We start from the raw sequence: 16,295 nt of genomic DNA, 5'->3' as shown, positions 1-16,295 counted from the left end.
CACCGGCGCCACGGGACGGTGGCACCGACCGCGAGGACGGTCCGGCCACCAGGACAGTACGGGAGCACCAGAACATTTCAGGCGCCATCCAGGCCGAGGCGGGAGGTGGATACACCGAACGGACCCCACCGCCCCGGAGCCCGCGCGGCTCCTGCCCTCTCCCGGCACCCCGTGCCCCGCCTTCGGCCCCCTGCGCCATGTGTCGCCGACCGGATTCGCACGGTGACCAGCGCAGATGCGGCCTGGACTCCGGGCGGCGGTGTGACACAGTGGGAGGTGACTCGACCGCGTGTCGGTGTGAGTAAGAGAGGGCATGTCATGTCCCTGGATTCGGACCGTCTCGACGCGGTCACCGCGCACCCCAGGTCCCCGCCTCTGCGGAGCGAGGAGTACGAGGACCTCTTCGATCAGGCGCCGGTGATCTTCGCTGCGCTGAGCGGCCCGCACCATCTGCTGGAGGCGGCCAATCCGGCGTTCTTCGAGGCGATCGGAGGCGACCGCAGCCGCATCGGTGTGCCGCTCGGTGAGCTGATCCCGGAGCTGGCCGCGCAGGGCGTCCTCGACCGCCTCGACACCGTGTACCGGACCGGCACCCCGTATCGGGCCCGCGCCGGACGGCTGGTGCTGGGTGCGCCAGGGGCGCAGCGGGAGGGGTTCTTCGACTTCACCTACGAGCCGCGCCGGGACCCGGTCGGCCGGGTCGACGGGGTGCTCGTGATCGCGGTGGAGACCACCACGTTCCACCACGCCCAGCTTCTCGCGGCCGAGCAGCGCGTCCTGCTGGAGCGGATCGCGCGGGACGCCCCGCTGAGCGAGATCCTGACCGGTATGGCGCTGGCGATCGAGGAGCTGTCGCCGAACATGATCGTCTCGGTGCTGCTCGCCGATGCCGACGGCCGGCATCTGCGGCACGGCACCGGCCCGAGCCTGCCCGCCTTCTACAACGCGGCGGTCGACGGCATCGCCATCGGTGAGCGCGTGGGGTCGTGCGGTACGGCCGCCTTTCTGCGGAGGCCGGTGATCGTCGCCGATATCGCCACCGACCCGCTGTGGGAGGACTACCGCGAGCTGGCCGAGCAGGCCGGGGTCGCGGCGTGCTGGTCCACCCCGATCATGGGCGCGTCCGGCCGGCTGCTGGGCACCTTTGCGATGTACCACCGCACCCCCAAGGCCCCCAACGACAAGGACGTGACCCTCAGCTCGGCGTTCGCCCGTATCGCGGCCCTGGCCATCGAGCGCCACCAGGCCAAGGAGGCGAGCCGCGCCGCCCAGGACCGGGAGAAGGAGGCCCGGGAGGACCTGGCCTTCGTGCTGGACGCCAGCACCGCCATCACCCGCGAGCCGCACTTCACCGACTGCCTGCAGGGCCTGGCCCGGCTGACCGTGCCGACCCTGGCGCCGCTGTGCACCGTCCATGTGCTGGAGGACGGCCGGACCCGGCGGATCGCCGTCGCCGCCACCACCCGCTCCGACGAGGATCTCCTCGCCTTCCCCGCCGTACGCGACCGGGTCGACGAGGCGGTGGCGCACGTCCTGGCCTCCGGCCACTCGGAGACGGACCACTCCGGCGCCGCCCGCGGCGCCCGCTCCGGGATCCCCGGCACCACCGGTTACGTCTGCGTACCGCTGGCCACCCGCGGCCGCACCTTCGGCGTGCTGACCCTGCTGGCCACCGGCCGGCCGCTGGACGGCCACATCGTCGCCCTCGCCGAGGAGCTGGCCAGCCGGGCCGCCGTCAGTGCCGACAACGCCCGCCAGTTCTCCGACCGCGTCCAGCTCGCCCGTGAACTGCAGGCCGGCCTGCTCCCTCCGGAGCTGCCCCGGATTCCCGGCGCCGAGCTGGCGGCGTCCTACCACCCGGCCGGCGAAGGGCTCGATGTCGGCGGCGACTTCTACGACGTCTTCCCGCTCCCCGGTGACCGCTGGGCGGTGATGATCGGCGACGTGTGCGGCCGCGGCGCGGCCGCCGCCACCACCACCGGCATGGTCCGCCACACCGCACGCGCCGCCGCGCGTCTGCTGCACGACCCGGCGGCCGTGGTCCGCGCCATCGACGACGCGCTGGCCGGCAGTTCGGTCAGCGCGGACCACTTCGTCTCGCTCGTCTACGGAGAGCTGCTGCCCGGCACCTCCCCGCTCACGCTGGAGCTGCTGCGCGCCGGCCATGTCCCCCCGCTCGTCCGCCGCACCGACGGCACCGTCGAACAACTCGCCCAGTCGGGCCTGCTCCTGGGGGTCGGCCCGGAATTCGACGGCTCCCCGTGCCGGGTCGAGCTGTCTCCGGGCGACAGCCTGGTCCTGGTCACCGACGGCATCACCGAGGCGCGCTCGACCACCGGCGAGTTCTTCGACGAGCACCGGCTGACCGACGCCCTGATGAGGGCCGACTCCTCCGGTGCCGCCGGCCTCATCGCAGCGGTCAATGCCGCGGTGACCGCCTTCGCGGGGCCCTCCACCCCCGATGACCAGGCCGCTCTGGTCCTCACCGCCGTCTGAACCCCGCTCCGGTGGCGACCGCGCCGACGGACCGCTCGTGCCGCTCCCCTGCCGAGTCGGACGGATCGTGCCTATTTTGGCCTCATGGACCAAGCGCCCCGCGACGCCGTTGACCACCCCGACCCGCTGCGCCGGCTCACCCTCGACGAGCTGCGGCTGCGTACCAGCATGAAGTGGCGCACCTACCCGGCCGACGTGCTGCCCCTGTGGGTGGCGGAGATGGATGTGCCGCTCGCCGACCCGGTCGTGCAGGCGATCACGGAGGCGGTGGCCCGCGGCGACACCGGCTACCCGGCGGGGACGGCCTACGCCCGCGCCCTGGCCGACTTCGCCCGGGCGCGCTGGGGCTGGACCGGGCTCGCCGTGGAGCGTACGGCGATCGTGCCCGATGTCATGCTGGGCGTCGTCGAGATGCTCAAGCTGGTCACCGGCCCGGGAGACCCGGTGGTGGTCAACTGCCCCGTCTATCCGCCGTTCTACCAGTTCGTGACGCACATGGACCGGCGCGTGGTGGAGGCGCCGCTGGGCGAGGACCTGCGGATCGACTTCGCCGTACTGGAGGAGGCCTTCCGGCACGCCGCCGCGGGCGGGGGCCGCGCCGCGTATCTGCTGTGCAGTCCGCACAATCCCACCGGCACGGTGCACAGCGCCGAGGAACTGGCGGCGGTGGCGGCGCTGGCGGACCGGTACGGCGTACGGGTCGTCGCCGACGAGATCCATGCGCCGGTGGTGGCTCTCGACGCCACCTTCGTGCCCTATCTGAGCGTGCCCGGGGCGGAGGGCGGTCTGTCGCTGATGTCGGCGTCCAAGGCGTGGAACCTGGCCGGTCTCAAGGCCGCCCTCGCCGTCGCCGGACCCGCCGCTGCCGACGACCTGGCCCGCCTCCCGGAAGAGGTCAGCCACGGCCCCAGCCACGTCGGCATCCTGGCCCACACCGCCGCGCTGCGGGACGGCGGCGACTGGCTCGACGCGCTGCGCGGCGGACTCGACGACAACCGGCGGCTGCTGGCCGGCCTGCTGGCCGAGCGGCTGCCCGGGATCCGCTACCGGCCGGCCGCGGGGACGTTCCTCGCCTGGCTCGACTGCCGCCGGCTCGGCCTCGGCGACGACCCCGCCGCGGTCTTCCTCGACCGCGGCAGGGTGGCGCTCAGCTCCGGTCCGCTCTTCGGCACCGGCGGCGCCGGCCATCTGCGGCTCAACCTGGCGACCTCTCCCGACGTGCTCACCGAGGCCGTCCGGCGGATGGCCGTGGCGGTCGCCTGACACCGCGGCGGGCCCGGCCGTGGCGGTCACCTGACGCCGTGACGGGCCGGCTGCGGATTCCGTCCTCGTCCGGCGGGGCGTCCGACGGCACGTCCGGCGGGGCGTCCGACGGCACGTCCGGCGGCGCGTCCGGCGCTCGTCACGCGTCACCGGCCAGTGGTCACTCATCACTCGCCACTCGCCACTCGCCACTCGCCATGCAGGGCACCCCCTGTCCGCGCTCCCGCCGTGCGGCACAGAATTCCCCTCCCCTCCACACCACTTGACAGTCCCACCCATTGGGACAGAATCTCGTTCAGTGGGTTAGTTGAATGCCGTAATTGCCATAAGTGCGGCAGAAGTCCCAGTGACAGGGCCGGAATTGGCTGGCTAGGGTCACCGGCGAGTCGGATGCACAGCAGGAACCGGGAAGGGCCGAAGGCGACAATGAGCAAGGCAGTGACGCCGGAGTCCGGCCGGGCATCCGGCGGCGGGGGTGCGGGCGAGCGGGCGGCCGGCGCACTGGACAGGGGGCTGGCGATCCTGACCCATGTGGCGCGCCACCGCGGCATCTCCACCGCGGACATCGCCCAGGCCCTGGGGCTGACCCGCAGTACGGCGTACCGGCTGGTCGACCGGTTGCAGGAACAGGGCTGGCTGGCGCAGGCCCCGGCCACCGCCCGGTGGCAGTTGGGGCCGGCGGCGGTACGGCTGGCGTCCGCGGCGGTGGCTTCGACCACGCTGCGGGATGCGGCCGCGCCCGCGCTGCGCAAGCTCGGTGAACTCACCCAGGAAACCGTCAGCCTCGGGGTGCCCAACGGCCTGACCATGGTGTTCGTCCATCGTGAGCGCGGTACCCGGCCGGCCACGGTGACCGCGGAGCTGGGCGCGGCCCGCCCGCTGCACTCCACCTCGCTGGGCCGCGCCTATCTGGCGGCGCTGCCGCAGCAGAAGTTGGAGGACACCCTGATCGAGCTGGTCCGTGACCCGCTGTCACCGGTGACCGCGGCCACGGTCTCGGATCTGCATGCCGAGATCGAGCGCACCCGGGAGCGCGGCTGGTCCCAGGACCTGCGGGACTTCGACGAGTCGAGCTGCTGCTGCGGCGCCGCCGTCCATGACCACACGGGGATGCCGGTCGCCTGCATCAGCGTGGCCGGGGTGGCCGAGCGGATGGGGCCGCTGATTCCGGCGTACGGGCCGCTGGTGGCCGAGGTGTGCCGGGAACTCTCCTACGATCTCGGCTATCTGCCGGCCGCTTCCTGATATCCCGGGCTGTCGGCCCCGGCCCCGGTGCCGTCGCGCGCACCGCCCCGCACCGGGTTGACCAGGCACCCGATCCCCTCCACTTCCGACTCCAGCACATCACCCGGCCGCAGGGCGCGCGGCGGCCGCATGAAGTCGCCGCAGCCGGCCGGGGTTCCGGTCAGCACCACGTCGCCCGCCCGCAGGGTGAAGAACCGGCTGAGGTAGGCGATCAGCGCGGGGATGCGGAAGACCATGTCGGCCGTCGTACCGTCCTGCACCGTCTCGCCGTTGACCCGGGTACGGATCCGCAGCCGGTGCGGGTCGGGGATCTCGTCGGCGGTGACGACCACGGGCCCCAAGGGGCAGAAGGTGTCCAGGCCCTTGCCTCGCATCCACTGCCCGTCGCGCTCCTGCAGGTCACGGGCGGAGATGTCGTTGGCGACGGTGTAGCCGAAGACGTACCGCAGCGCGTCCGCCTCGGGCACCCGGCGGGCCTCACTGCCGATGACGACGGCCAACTCGGTTTCCCAGTCGACGCGTTGGGTCAGGTCCGGGTCGAAGACGATCGCCTCGCCGCTGCCGATGACACTGGAGGAGAGCTTGGGGAAGAGGACGGGCTCGGTGGGCCGTTCCCAGCCCATTTCCGTGAGGCGTTCCGGGTAGTTCGGGCCGACGCCGTACAGCGCGCCCGGCCGGTAGGGCAGGGCCGGCACCGGGTCGGTGCCGATCGGCAGTTCGCTCCAGGACCAGGGCAGGGCGCCGCCGGCGATGACCTCCGCCAGGGTGACGGAGGGCGGCGCCAGCCGCCAGGGGTGCTGCGGCGCGAGCCGGCCGACGAGCCTGCGGCGCCCCTGATGGGTGAGGGTGGCCAGATGCATGGGTGAGCTCCAGGGCGATGCGGCGCCCCGCCGCGGGCACGGCAGGGCGGTCTGCTCAAGGGGATGGAGTACCGGACAAACGACGCCCCGGATCAAGGGTCTTCCGTCATCGGGGGCGGGCGCCGCCCGGTCCGTCATGCCGGCCCCTGCCGTGTGACCTTCCTTGCCATGTTCTCCTCCTTCAACACCGCATCGGGTCCCACTGGTTGGGACATGTGGGCAATCGGTGGGAGGCGGTGTGCCGACGGTAAGCGAGACCGTGCGCCGACCGCAATGGCCGATGCGCTTTCGTCGGCAGCAGGTCGTATGGGACGAGCGGGCGCGCCGCCCGGGAGGGGGCCGGCCGGGGGCGCGCTCCCGGCCCGCGGGCGCGCCGGATCGGCCACCGCCCCGTGCCCGCCGGGTCGTTACCGCCCACCGGCTTGTTGCCGCCCCCGCCCCGACAACCGTTTTGGACTGCGCGACGTTTCTCCATACGATCCGTCGATGATCACAAGAAAACGGCTGGCGGCCGGGGTGTGCGGCCTGCTCGCCGCGATGACCGTCGCGCTTCTCCCCACACCCGCCCTCGCCGCCGGTGAACCGGATGCGGACTCTTCTCCCAAGGTCGAGTTGACCCTCGACGTCAGCGGCTCGATGCGGGCCCGCGACATCGACGGGCAGAGCCGGATGGCCGCGGCCAAGCAGGCCTTCAACGAGGTGCTGGACGCGGTGCCGGACGACGTCCGGCTGGGCATCCGTACCCTCGGCGCCAACTACCGCGGCGAGGACCGGAAGGTCGGCTGCAAGGACACCCGGCAGCTCTACCCGGTGGGGCCGCTCGACCGGACCGAGGCGAAGACCGCGGTGGCGACGCTCACCCCCACCGGCTGGACGCCCATCGGGCCCGCCCTGCTGGGCGCGGCCGACGACCTCAAGGGCGGCGACGCGAGCCGCCGGATCGTCCTCATCACGGACGGCGAGGACACCTGTGCCCCGCTCGACCCCTGCCAGGTGGCGCGGGACATCGCCGCCAAGGGCATCCATCTCACCGTCGACACCCTCGGGCTGCTGCCGGACGCCAAGACCCGCAACCAGCTGAGCTGTATCGCCGAGGCGACCGGCGGTACCTACACCTCGGTGGAGCACACCAAGCAACTCCGGGACCGCGTACACCAGTTGGTGGACCGGGCGGCCCATCCGGTGGTCACTCCCGAGGCGACCGAGGGGGCGGCGGACTGCACCGGCGCCCCCAAGCTCAAGCCCGGTCTCTACAGCGACCGCGAGAAGTTCGCCGAGCACCGCTGGTACCGGGTCGACGTCCGGCCCGGCCAGGAGCTGCGTGCGTCGGTCAGCGTCGCCGCCGACCGGGCGGTCAACAACGACTACGGGGTCCTGCTGCGGGCCTCGACCGTACACGGCCGGGAGATCGTCCGCGGCTCGGAGGCGGGCAACGGCCGTACGGATGTGATCTCCTCCGGGCTGCGCTATCCGAAGGCGCCCAGCGAGGGCGCGGACGAGGACGCGCCCGCGGCGGAGACCGTCTGTCTCCAGGTCAGCAACTCCTTCTCGGCACGCGCCTCGGTCAAGACCGACCCCGGCCTGCCGGTCGAGCTGACCGTCGACCTGGTGGACGGCCCCTCCGACGCCTCCGACGCCGCCTTCTTCGGGCTCGGCCACGGCTGGTGGCTGCTGATCACCCTGGCCCTGTCCGGGCTGGTGGCCGGTCTGCTGTGGGGCTGGATCTCCCGTTGGCGCGTCACCGTCTGGAGGACCAACTGATGCGTACCGTACGCACGCTGATGACCGCCGTACTGGCGAGCGCCGGCCTCTTCGGCATGGCGGGCACCGCCCTCGCCGACAGCCCGTCCCCCTCGCCGAGCGGCAGTGCCGGGGCGGAGGCGGCCGCGCCGACCGAGGCCGGCACCTCCTTCCGTACGGCGACCGCCATCAGGCCGGACCAGCCGGCCACCGCCAGCGCCTCCACCGGTGACTACCTCTACTGGGTGCTGCCCGTGGACGCCGGACAGCGCGCCACCGTCAAGGCCAAGGTGACCCTGCCGCAGGCCGCCCGGCACGGCGCGGCCACCTGGCAGCTCGATGTCTACGACGGGCTGCGCCGACGCCAGGCCTGCACCTACGGCGCCCAGACCAGGGCGGCCGCGAAGGACACCGGCTCGGTCGAGCTGTCCTGCACGCTGCGCACGGTCCGTGCCTGGGCGGAACCCTGGGCCAACGACCCGCTGCCGGGCAGCTATTACATACGGCTGACGGTGGTCGATCTGTCGAAGGACGACCTCGGTCTGCCGCTACACGCCGAGGTCGACGCCACCACGGCCGACACCGGCGGCGCCCGGGCGGTGGACGGCACGCTCGCCGCGCCCCTGGTGCCCGGCGCCTCCACCGCCACACCGCAGGACAAGGAGAGCCCGGCCGCACGGCCCGCGGCCATGAGCGAGCCGGACGGCGGCTGGTCCTCCGGCTGGTGGTCCGACCGCTGGATCTGGACGGCGGCGGGCGGACTGCTCGCGGCCCTCGCCGGGATCTACGGGTACCGGCTGACCCGGGGCTCGGGCCGCCCGTCACGGATCCCACCGGGCGCCTGACCGAACGGGGCGGCCATGGCACGGTCATGGCCGCCCGACGGCTGGCGGCATGGCCCCCAACGGCCGGGGCCATGTCCACACTTGGGCCGGTGTGACGGCTGCGCCCAGGCCAGGATCCCCGGCCGCGCCCAGGCCAGGTCCCGGCCGCGTTTCCACGGGGTCAACCGGGCGGCAGCGCCCCGTCAGGGCCAGCGGCCAACGACCAGGGGCCAGGAGCCAGAGGCCAGGCGTCAGCAGTCGCAGCAGCTGCAGCAGTCACAGCAGTCGCAGTTGCAGTCGCAGCAGTCGCAGTCCTGGCAGCACCCCTCGCGCTTCTTCCGCGACCACGGGCCCTCGTACTCCTCCGCACAGCAGAGCTTGCAGGTGCAGCACAGTCCGATGGCGACCGCGCAGCCGGCGAAGAAGCCCCGGGGCTTCTTCGGCTGATGCGGGAAGTGCGGCATCCCGCCACCCCCGCCGCCCGGGCCTCCCCCGTAACCGCCGCCCGGACCCCCGGGCGGCACCGGACCGCCGCCGTGCGCGTGCTGCGGGCCGTTCAGCTGCTGACCGTGGACGTAGGGGCCACCGGCGGCCGGTGCCTGGCCGTACGGGGGCGGCCCGCCGTATCCGTTCCCGTACGGGCCCGGGCCCTGACCGTCGTACGGCCCCGGCGCTTGGTGCCCCTGGTGGGAGCAGGCGGCCGTCCCGAAGGCGCGGTCCACCGACCGGCGCAGCTCATGGACCAGCAGCACATGCACCAGCTTGGAGTCGCTGAACTCCACCTCGCGCAGCGCGAGTCGGATGCCGTGCAGGGCGTCCTCGCACAGCCGGCGGGCCTGGGCAGGGGTGGCGCCGGTGGCGGTGAGCGGGTTCCAGGCCCCCTCGGCGGCGTCCGCCGCGCGGTCCTCCACGGCGTCGAGGAGGTGGGCCAGCCGTCCGAAGAGCCGGCCCGCCTCGGCCAGTGGCGCGGCGTTGCCCGGCCGGCCCGCCAGCACCGCGGTGTGGGCGAAGGCGGCGGCCGTCGCCGTTTCGGTGGGTTCGGTGATGACCGTCAACGGGGTGCCGGGGCCGGCCAGTTCCTCGATGCCCAGCTGCCGGTCGACCGCGTCGACGAGCAGCGCGGTGTCGAAGCCGAGGGCGGCGCCGGTGCGCGCCCCGGCCCGGTCCCAGCCCGCGGCGACCTTGCGGGCGGCGGCGGCCACCGGCCGGCGGCGCAGCAGTCCGTTCCGGTCGGCGACATGGTCGCGTATCTTCGCCGAGGCGAGCACCAGGGACACCGACGCCGCCAGTCGTGCGCCCTCCCCCTTCGCCACCGAGGCGGTCCGCATCCCGCGCAGCGGGCAGGGCCCGGCGGTACGGCGCGGTGCCTGAGCGGGGCCGGACTGGGCGTCCGTCAGCACGGAGACGATCAGCCCGTCATAGTTCGTGACGACCCGGGCGAACTGCCCGTGGTCGCCGCGCAGGGCGAGACAGAGCCCGCACAGGTGGGCCATCCACTCGGCCTTGAGCCCTTGGGACAGCCGATGGGTGCAGGGCCTGACGATTCCGAACATGTGGAAACCCCCGTAAGACGTCGGCAGGGCACGGCCTGAGCCGGTGCGGCAGGCCTGGCCGACCATGCAAAAGCGTAGCGAGTGTGCCGTTGACCTGGACACACGCCCCCGGTGCGGGTGCGGACGGAACTGACGGGACGTCAAGACACCGCGGACGGACGGGCCGCGCGAACGGGGGGGCCGGGCTCGGCCCGGAAGTGCCGCGGCCGCTCCGCCCCGCCAGGGGAGGGCGAGGCGGAGCAACCGCGGGGCCCTGGTCCACAGGCAGGCCGGGCCGGGCCGGGAATCGGGGAAAATCCCTCGGCGCACCCTTGAGTACGGAGCGTGCCGCGGGAGTGTTCAACCGGATTCGCGATCCGTCGAAGCCGGGCCCCCGCCCCGGCGGGCAGCCGGGCGGTCGTCAGCTGAGGATGCCCATGCCCAGCAGGCCGAAGAGCAGGGCGCCGACCAGGATCCGGTAGATGACGAAGGAGTTGAAGGAGTGCTTGGCCACGAACTTCAGCAGCCAGGAGATCGAGGCGTAGGCGACGGCGAAGGAGACGACGGTGCCGATGGCCAGCGGTGCGACGGCGGCGCCGCTGCCGATGGCGTCCTTGAGCTCGTAGATGCCGGCACCGGTCAGGGCCGGGATGCCGAGGAAGAACGACAGCCGGGTGGCCGCGACACGTTCGAGGTCGAGGATGAGGGCGGTGGACATGGTCGCGCCGGAGCGGGAGAAGCCGGGGAAGAGGAGGGCGAGGATCTGCGAGCAGCCGACCCACATGGCGTCCTTGAGCGAGGTGTCGTCCTCACCGCGCTTGTGCCGGCCCATCTGGTCCGCCGCCCACATCACCCCGCTGCCGATGATCAGTGAGCCGGCCACCACCCAGAGGGAGGCGAGCGGGCCCTCGATCAGGGGCTTGGCGGCCAGGCCGACGACGACGATCGGGATGGTGGCGTAGATCACCCACCAGGCGAACTTGTAGTCGTGGTGGTAGCGCTCCTCGCGGTTGCGCAGGCCCCGGAACCACGCGCCCACGATGCGCACGATGTCCTTGAAGAAGTAGACGAGTGCCGCGGCGATCGCGCCGACCTGGATGACCGCGGAGAAGCCGACGACGGCCGTGTCGTCGACGGGGATTCCCATCAGACCCTCGGCGATCTTGAGGTGACCGGTGGAGGAGACCGGGAGGAATTCCGTCACCCCCTCGACGGCTCCGAGGACGACGGCCTGGCCGATGCTGATGGCGCTCATGGGATCCATTTCTGGGAACGGTGCGGACGGCGGGCGCGGGTGCGCCGCGGTGGGCTGGGCGTGGGGCGGTGCGGCCGGGTGTGCGCCGGGGACCCGGTGGCATCGGCGTCGTCGGCGACGTTCCCGGCTCGGCCGGGGCGGGTCCCAGGGGTGACTCCGGCGTCGCCTGCACACAGGTATGTCCCGGCACACAGATCGGTGAGGTGACTGTACTGGGGGTTGCGCCGTCCGGCCGAAAAAACTGACTCCACGGTCCGCCGCGGAGCCGGCCCGGCGGGGCGGGAGGAGCGGCGCACGGCGGTGAGCGGCGGCGGCACCGGGGAGAGAAGGGTCACCACGGCGGGCCGGGGCGCCGGCCGGCCGCCGGGGCCCGGTGCGGCCGCACGGTGCCCCTGACCGGCGGCGAGCCGGGCGCGCGCGGCGAGGCACACAGCCATGCGGTCAGTCCCTCCCGTAGGGAGCCGGGGTGCGTCCCGCGCCCCCGGGCGTCTACAGTGCCACCCAATGGTCTACAACACTGTAGACGACCAGCGGCGCGCACCCCGCCCTGGCCGGGCACGGGCTCCTGAGACCCCGCGGGCCCGCCGGAGGCGAGGAGCCACCCAGCATTGTGGGCCACCGGCCCCCGCACGCTCACATCCGGAGCACTTCACAGCAACTCCTCGTAGGGTGCCGCACCATTCCCCTCAGCCCACAAGATCAGCCCACAAGAGGAGCCAGGATGCCGCTCACCATGATCAGTACGGCCATCGCCCCCACCACCATGGCGAGAAGGCCGCGACGGCCCACTGATTGCTGGGAGGCCGTGTCGTGAGCCTCGCTTCCCGCTCCGTTCACCCCCCGGCCACCGGCCGCCCGGCGCCCGCACGGCCCGCCGCCCCCGCGCCCGCGTCCGCCGACACCCCGGGCGACAAGACGCCGCCCGCCCCGGAAAAGCCGCGGGACGCATTCTTCGACAACGCGAAATATCTGGCCATCGTGCTGGTGGCAATCGGCCATGCCTGGGAGCCGCTCTATGCCACCAGTCGGAGTGCGGCCGCGCTGTACATCTTCGTGTTCGCCTTCCACATGCCCGCTTTCACCGTCATCTCCGGTTATTTCTCGCGCAGTTTCGATATGCGCCGCGACCGGCTGCAACGGCTGATCACCGGCGTCGCCGTCCCCTATCTCCTTTTCCAGACGGCCTATGCGCTGTTCCGTTACGCGGCCGGCGACATCCCCAGCTTCTCGGTCAGCCTGGCCGACCCCTGGTTCCTCACCTGGTTCCTGGTCGCCCTGTTCATCTGGCGGCTCACCGCGCCGCTGTGGCGGATCGTGCGGTGGCCGGTGCCGCTGGCCCTCGCGATCGCCGCGGCGGCCTCCGTGTCGGATCTGGGCAGCGATCTGGATCTGCAGCGGGTGCTGCAGTTCCTGCCGTTCTTCGTCCTCGGCATGCGCCTGAAGGCGGAGCACTTCAACCGCCTGCGCTGCTGGCCGGTGCGGCTCGCGGCGGTGCCCGTCTTCGCGGGGGCGCTGACCTTCGCGTACTGGGCCGTGCCGCGGATGAACGACGCGTGGTTCTACCACACCGACAGCGCACAGAAGCTGGGCGTGCCGTGGTGGTGCGGCGTCCTGATGCAACTGGCCATGTTCGGCTGCTCGCTGGTGCTCACGGCCTGCTTCCTGGCCTGGGTTCCGGGCCGCCGGGCGTGGTGCACCGCACTGGGCGCCGGCACCCTCTACGGCTATCTGCTGCACGGCTTCCTCGCCAAGGGCTCCCGCTGGTGGGACTGGTACGACGCCGACTGGATCCACACACCCTGGGGCGCCGTCGTCGTCACCCTGCTCGCCGGCGCGGTGGTGACCCTGCTGTGCACCCCGCCGGTGCAGCGGGTCTTCCGTTTCGCCATGGAGCCGAAGATGCGCTGGGCGTTCCGGGCAGAACCCCGGCTCGGCGCGGCGCCGGGCCGTACGACATGACCCGGCAGAAAGGGCGAAGCTGAATGACGAGGACCGCTCCCCGCATTCTGGTCGTCGAGGACGACCACGGCCTGCGCGACGTACTGGCCCGCGGCCTGCGCGACGAGGAGTTCGACGTGGTGACCGCCGCCGACGGCGCGGCGGCGCTGCGCACCGTCGACGCGTCGGTGGACGCGGTGGTGCTCGATGTCGGGCTGCCGGACTCCGACGGGCGGGACGTCTGCCAGGCGATGCGGGGGGCGGGCGTCACCGTCCCGGTGATCTTCCTTACCGTGCACACCAATCTCACCGACCGGCTCGCCGGTTTCGCCTCCGGAGGCGACGACTACCTCGCCAAGCCGTTTCACCTCAGCGAGCTGGTGGCCCGCATCCGGGCGGTGCTGCGTCGCCGCGGGGGTGCGGACGGCGGCCTCGTCGGCGGCGACGGGGCGCTGCGGCTGGACCCGGTGCGGTACCAACTGACCGTGCACGGGGAGACGGTCGCCCTGACGCCCACCGAATTCCGGCTGCTGGCCTGCCTCATGGCGGACCCCGGGTCCGTCGTCCGCCGCCGGGCCCTGCTGCGCGCGGGCTGGCCGGAGGGCGCACAGGTCAGTGACAACACACTGGACCAGTATCTGTGGCGGTTGCGCCGCAAGCTGCGCGAGGCGGGCAGCCCGCGGGGCATCGACACGGTCCGCGGCATCGGATACCGCTTCGCATGAGGCGCCCCCAGCGCACCCTGCGCGGTCGGCTCGCCCTGATGGCGCTGATCACCGGCGCGGTGTGGGTCGCCGTCCTGACCGCGGCCTTCAACCTCGCGCTGGACAAGCGGCTGCATGAGCAGGCGGACGAGGTGCTGCGCACCCGGGCGGAGGCCGTGGCGACCACCGTGGAGGCCCGGCCGGACGGGCGGCTGGTGGTCCATGAGCCCGCCCAGGACCAGGCGCTGGACTCCGGCGTGTGGATCTACCAGGGCCGGCGGATCAAGGAAGGGCCGCCGGGCGCACCCGCCGCACTGCAACAACGGGCGGATCAACTGGCCGGCCGGCACGAGGTGTTCACCGACGTCTCCGTCGGCGCCGACGGCGGGCCCGGCGCGACGCGGCTCTACGCCCTTCCGGTGCCGGCCGCCTCCGGCCCCGGGCAGGCCGGCACCGTGGTCGCCTCCGTGAGCCTGGACCCCTACCGCAGCACGGCGGACACCGCGCTGGCCGGTTCCCTGGCGCTGGCGGTGCTGCTGCTCGGCACCGTCTACCTCCTCACCCGGCTCGTGGTGCGGCGCGCCCTGCGGCCGGTCGCCGAGATGAGCGACCAGGCCACCCGGTGGAGCGAGGCCGGCGCCCCGGAGAGGTTCGGCGCGGCCGGCCGGCCCGCCGAACTCGCCGCGTTCGCCACGAGCCTCGACGCCCTGCTGGACCGGCTGGCCGCGGTGCTGCGCCATGAGCAGCACCAGGCCGCGGCGCTCTCCCATGAGCTGCGTACCCCGCTGGCCCGGATCATCGCGGAGACCGAATGGCTGGCCCGGCGCCCGCGGACCGCGGCCGAGCAGGACCTCTCGCACGGGACCATCGCACACTCCGCCGCGACCATGCGGCAGATCTGTGACGTGCTGCTCTCCGAAGCCCGTACCCGCGGCACGCTGACCCCCGGCAGCTGCCGCTTCCCCGCTCTCGCGGAGGAACTCGCCCGGCGCCTCGCGGCCGACCACCCCGGCGCACCCGCCGTGGCGGTGACCGGCGATCCGGTGACCGTCGGCGTACCGGCGGCGGTGGCGGAGCAGATCCTGATGCCCCTTTTGGACAACGCCCGCCGGTACGCCGCGCACACCGTCACGCTCCACTGCACGGCCGACGCCGTCCGGGTCACGCTGTACGTCGGCGACGACGGTCCCGGCGTGCCCGAGGAGTTCCGCGGCGCGCTCTTCGAACCGGGCCGCCGCGCCGACCCCGGGGACGGGCACGACGGCGCGGGCCTCGGCCTGGCGCTGGCGCGGCGGCTGGCCCGCGCGGCCGGCGGCGATCTCACGCTGGCCGCCGCCGGCCCCGGCGCACGTTTCGCGGTCACCCTTCCTGGGGGCTGACCTCCCCGCTCTCGGCCACGTCCCGCTTCGTGCGGACGAGGTAGAGGACGAGCCCGAGGATCACCGCCAGGAACAGGATGCTGGTGCCGACGGTGCCCAGGCCCAGACCGCCGTCCTGCCGCGGCTGGGAGAGGTAGTCCCCCATCGAGGCGCCGAGCGGCCGGGTCAGCACGTACGCGATCCAGAACGCCCAGATGGTGTGGAAGTCCAGGGTGAAGCGGGCCAGCGCCACGGCGGCGATCAGCGCGGCGAAGACGACGGCGGAGAACCAGTACCCCAGGTCCAGCCGCTCGGCGGTCAGATCGCCCGCCGAGGTGCCGAGCGCGAAGGTGAACAGGATCGCCAGCCAGTAGAAGGCCTCCCGGCGCGGGGTGCGGATGGTGTGGATCGACAGCGTCCGCTCGCTCAGGTACCAGGCGCCGAAGGTCAGGGCCAGCAGCACGGCGAACACCGCCGTCGTCGTCTCCAGCGGCACCCCGAGGTTGTCGGTCAGGTTGTCGCTGATCAGCGTGCCGACCACGCTGATCAGGACCACGGCGAGCCAGTACAGACCGGCGCGGTAGGCGCGCGCCCGGAATTGGAGGACCAGGGCGACGGCCAACAGGCCGGCCATCAGGTACGAGGTGTTGGTCAGGCCCATGCCGAGGTTCTCGTTGAGCAGGTCGGCGGCGGTCTCACCGACCGTGGTGCACAAGACCTTGATCACCCAGAAGTAGACGGTGACCTCGGGGACCTTGTTCAGCATCGACTGCCGGTGCCGGGCGGGCGGCCCGGCGGGATGCAGGTGGGTTTCCGTATCGGTGCTCATGCTGCCGGACGCTGTCAGGGGCCACCTGAAAGCTGCCTGAACGGCTCCGGTCCGCGCGGCCGCCGTTCCGCGGGCCGCCGCGGGCGGAGCAGAGGGGCTGCCGGCCGGGGCGCCCCGGCCGGCAGCCGCCGCGCGCACCCCGCGGCCCCGGCGGCCGCGGCGGATAGCATCAGTACTGTCGGCGTGGCTCATACGTGCGATGGCGGCTCTTTTTCGGGCCGGCCGGCTGCTTGACACCGACGGGCCCGGAT

12 protein-coding genes are annotated in these 16,295 nt (G+C 73.1%); 8 read left to right on the top strand and 4 right to left on the bottom strand.

Translation table 11 applies throughout. The features are described 5' to 3' along the window. Positions 1–318: 318 nt before the first annotated feature. The 3 genes from EST54_RS07170 (at position 319) to EST54_RS07160 (ending at position 5,004) form a co-directional block, all read left to right on the top strand. On the top strand, positions 319–2,496 hold the full coding sequence (locus tag EST54_RS07170; RefSeq protein WP_129246192.1) for a SpoIIE family protein phosphatase: 2,178 nt from the start codon (positions 319–321) through the stop codon (positions 2,494–2,496). Between the two features lie 84 nt (positions 2,497–2,580). Next, the gene (locus EST54_RS07165; protein ID WP_129246190.1) at positions 2,581–3,759 is read left to right on the top strand and encodes a MalY/PatB family protein; all 1,179 of its coding nucleotides are present in this window, start codon (positions 2,581–2,583) and stop codon (positions 3,757–3,759) included. A gap of 426 nt (positions 3,760–4,185) precedes the next feature. Next, positions 4,186–5,004: an IclR family transcriptional regulator gene (locus tag EST54_RS07160; RefSeq protein ID WP_129246189.1), complete on the top strand. Its 819-nt coding sequence runs from the start codon at positions 4,186–4,188 to the stop codon at positions 5,002–5,004. On the opposite strand, the gene EST54_RS07155 is transcribed toward EST54_RS07160, so the two are convergent. Beyond that, positions 4,983–5,864, bottom strand: coding sequence for a fumarylacetoacetate hydrolase family protein (locus tag EST54_RS07155; protein WP_129246187.1), 882 nt, complete (start codon positions 5,862–5,864; stop codon positions 4,983–4,985). The two genes, EST54_RS07160 and EST54_RS07155, sit on opposite strands and share 22 nt — an antisense overlap. Positions 5,865–6,350: 486 nt before the next feature. Between EST54_RS07155 and EST54_RS07150 the strand changes: the two genes are divergently transcribed. Continuing rightward, positions 6,351–7,625: a VWA domain-containing protein gene (locus tag EST54_RS07150; protein WP_129246185.1), complete on the top strand. Its 1,275-nt coding sequence runs from the start codon at positions 6,351–6,353 to the stop codon at positions 7,623–7,625. Further along, entirely contained in the window at positions 7,625–8,449 is an 825-nt protein-coding gene (locus EST54_RS07145; protein WP_129246183.1) for a hypothetical protein, read from the top strand. The genes EST54_RS07150 and EST54_RS07145 overlap by 1 nt, the downstream gene beginning before the upstream one ends. A 230-nt stretch (positions 8,450–8,679) precedes the next feature. On the opposite strand, the gene EST54_RS07140 is transcribed toward EST54_RS07145, so the two are convergent. Both EST54_RS07140 and EST54_RS07135 read right to left on the bottom strand, forming a co-directional pair. Beyond that, the gene (locus tag EST54_RS07140) at positions 8,680–9,981 is read right to left on the bottom strand and encodes a DUF5685 family protein (protein WP_129246181.1); all 1,302 of its coding nucleotides are present in this window, start codon (positions 9,979–9,981) and stop codon (positions 8,680–8,682) included. A gap of 400 nt (positions 9,982–10,381) precedes the next feature. Continuing rightward, positions 10,382–11,215 carry an undecaprenyl-diphosphate phosphatase gene (locus EST54_RS07135; RefSeq protein WP_129246179.1) on the bottom strand — a complete coding sequence of 278 codons (834 nt, stop codon included), beginning with the start codon at positions 11,213–11,215 and terminating at the stop codon, positions 10,382–10,384. Between the two features lie 810 nt (positions 11,216–12,025). Here EST54_RS07135 and EST54_RS07130 point away from each other — a divergent pair. Genes EST54_RS07130 through EST54_RS07120 form a run of 3 tightly spaced genes read left to right on the top strand, consistent with a single transcriptional unit; the run spans position 12,026 to position 15,236 of the window. Next, entirely contained in the window at positions 12,026–13,174 is a 1,149-nt protein-coding gene (locus tag EST54_RS07130; RefSeq protein WP_129246177.1) for an acyltransferase family protein, read from the top strand. Between the two features lie 23 nt (positions 13,175–13,197). Further along, positions 13,198–13,878 (top strand): response regulator transcription factor, encoded by a 681-nt coding sequence (locus EST54_RS07125; protein ID WP_129246161.1) that lies wholly within the window; start codon positions 13,198–13,200, stop codon positions 13,876–13,878. Beyond that, positions 13,875–15,236, top strand: coding sequence for an ATP-binding protein (locus EST54_RS07120; protein ID WP_129246159.1), 1,362 nt, complete (start codon positions 13,875–13,877; stop codon positions 15,234–15,236). Before EST54_RS07125 ends, EST54_RS07120 begins: the two co-directional genes overlap by 4 nt. Here the strand turns inward: EST54_RS07120 and EST54_RS07115 are convergent. Beyond that, the gene (locus EST54_RS07115) at positions 15,217–16,044 is read right to left on the bottom strand and encodes a COG4705 family protein (protein WP_129246157.1); all 828 of its coding nucleotides are present in this window, start codon (positions 16,042–16,044) and stop codon (positions 15,217–15,219) included. The two genes, EST54_RS07120 and EST54_RS07115, sit on opposite strands and share 20 nt — an antisense overlap. Between the last annotated feature and the right edge of the window lie 251 nt (positions 16,045–16,295).

It is taken from the genome of Streptomyces sioyaensis, assembly GCF_004122735.1.
Taxonomy (GTDB): Bacteria; Actinomycetota; Actinomycetes; order Streptomycetales; family Streptomycetaceae; genus Streptomyces; species Streptomyces sioyaensis.
The sequence above is the reverse complement of the archived record's forward strand: the minus strand, read 5'-3'. Positions and strand labels throughout refer to the sequence as shown.

Coding starts and splice junctions, on each gene's coding strand:
- EST54_RS07170 (WP_129246192.1), top strand. CDS start 319: ATGTCCCTGGATTCGGACCGTCTCGACGCGGTCACCGCGCACCCCAGG.
- EST54_RS07150 (WP_129246185.1), top strand. CDS start 6,351: ATGATCACAAGAAAACGGCTGGCGGCCGGGGTGTGCGGCCTGCTCGCC.
- EST54_RS07120 (WP_129246159.1), top strand. CDS start 13,875: ATGAGGCGCCCCCAGCGCACCCTGCGCGGTCGGCTCGCCCTGATGGCG.
- EST54_RS07135 (WP_129246179.1), bottom strand. CDS start 11,215: ATGAGCGCCATCAGCATCGGCCAGGCCGTCGTCCTCGGAGCCGTCGAG.
- EST54_RS07160 (WP_129246189.1), top strand. CDS start 4,186: ATGAGCAAGGCAGTGACGCCGGAGTCCGGCCGGGCATCCGGCGGCGGG.
- EST54_RS07115 (WP_129246157.1), bottom strand. CDS start 16,044: ATGAGCACCGATACGGAAACCCACCTGCATCCCGCCGGGCCGCCCGCC.
- EST54_RS07155 (WP_129246187.1), bottom strand. CDS start 5,864: ATGCATCTGGCCACCCTCACCCATCAGGGGCGCCGCAGGCTCGTCGGC.
- EST54_RS07140 (WP_129246181.1), bottom strand. CDS start 9,981: ATGTTCGGAATCGTCAGGCCCTGCACCCATCGGCTGTCCCAAGGGCTC.
- EST54_RS07125 (WP_129246161.1), top strand. CDS start 13,198: ATGACGAGGACCGCTCCCCGCATTCTGGTCGTCGAGGACGACCACGGC.
- EST54_RS07165 (WP_129246190.1), top strand. CDS start 2,581: ATGGACCAAGCGCCCCGCGACGCCGTTGACCACCCCGACCCGCTGCGC.
- EST54_RS07145 (WP_129246183.1), top strand. CDS start 7,625: ATGCGTACCGTACGCACGCTGATGACCGCCGTACTGGCGAGCGCCGGC.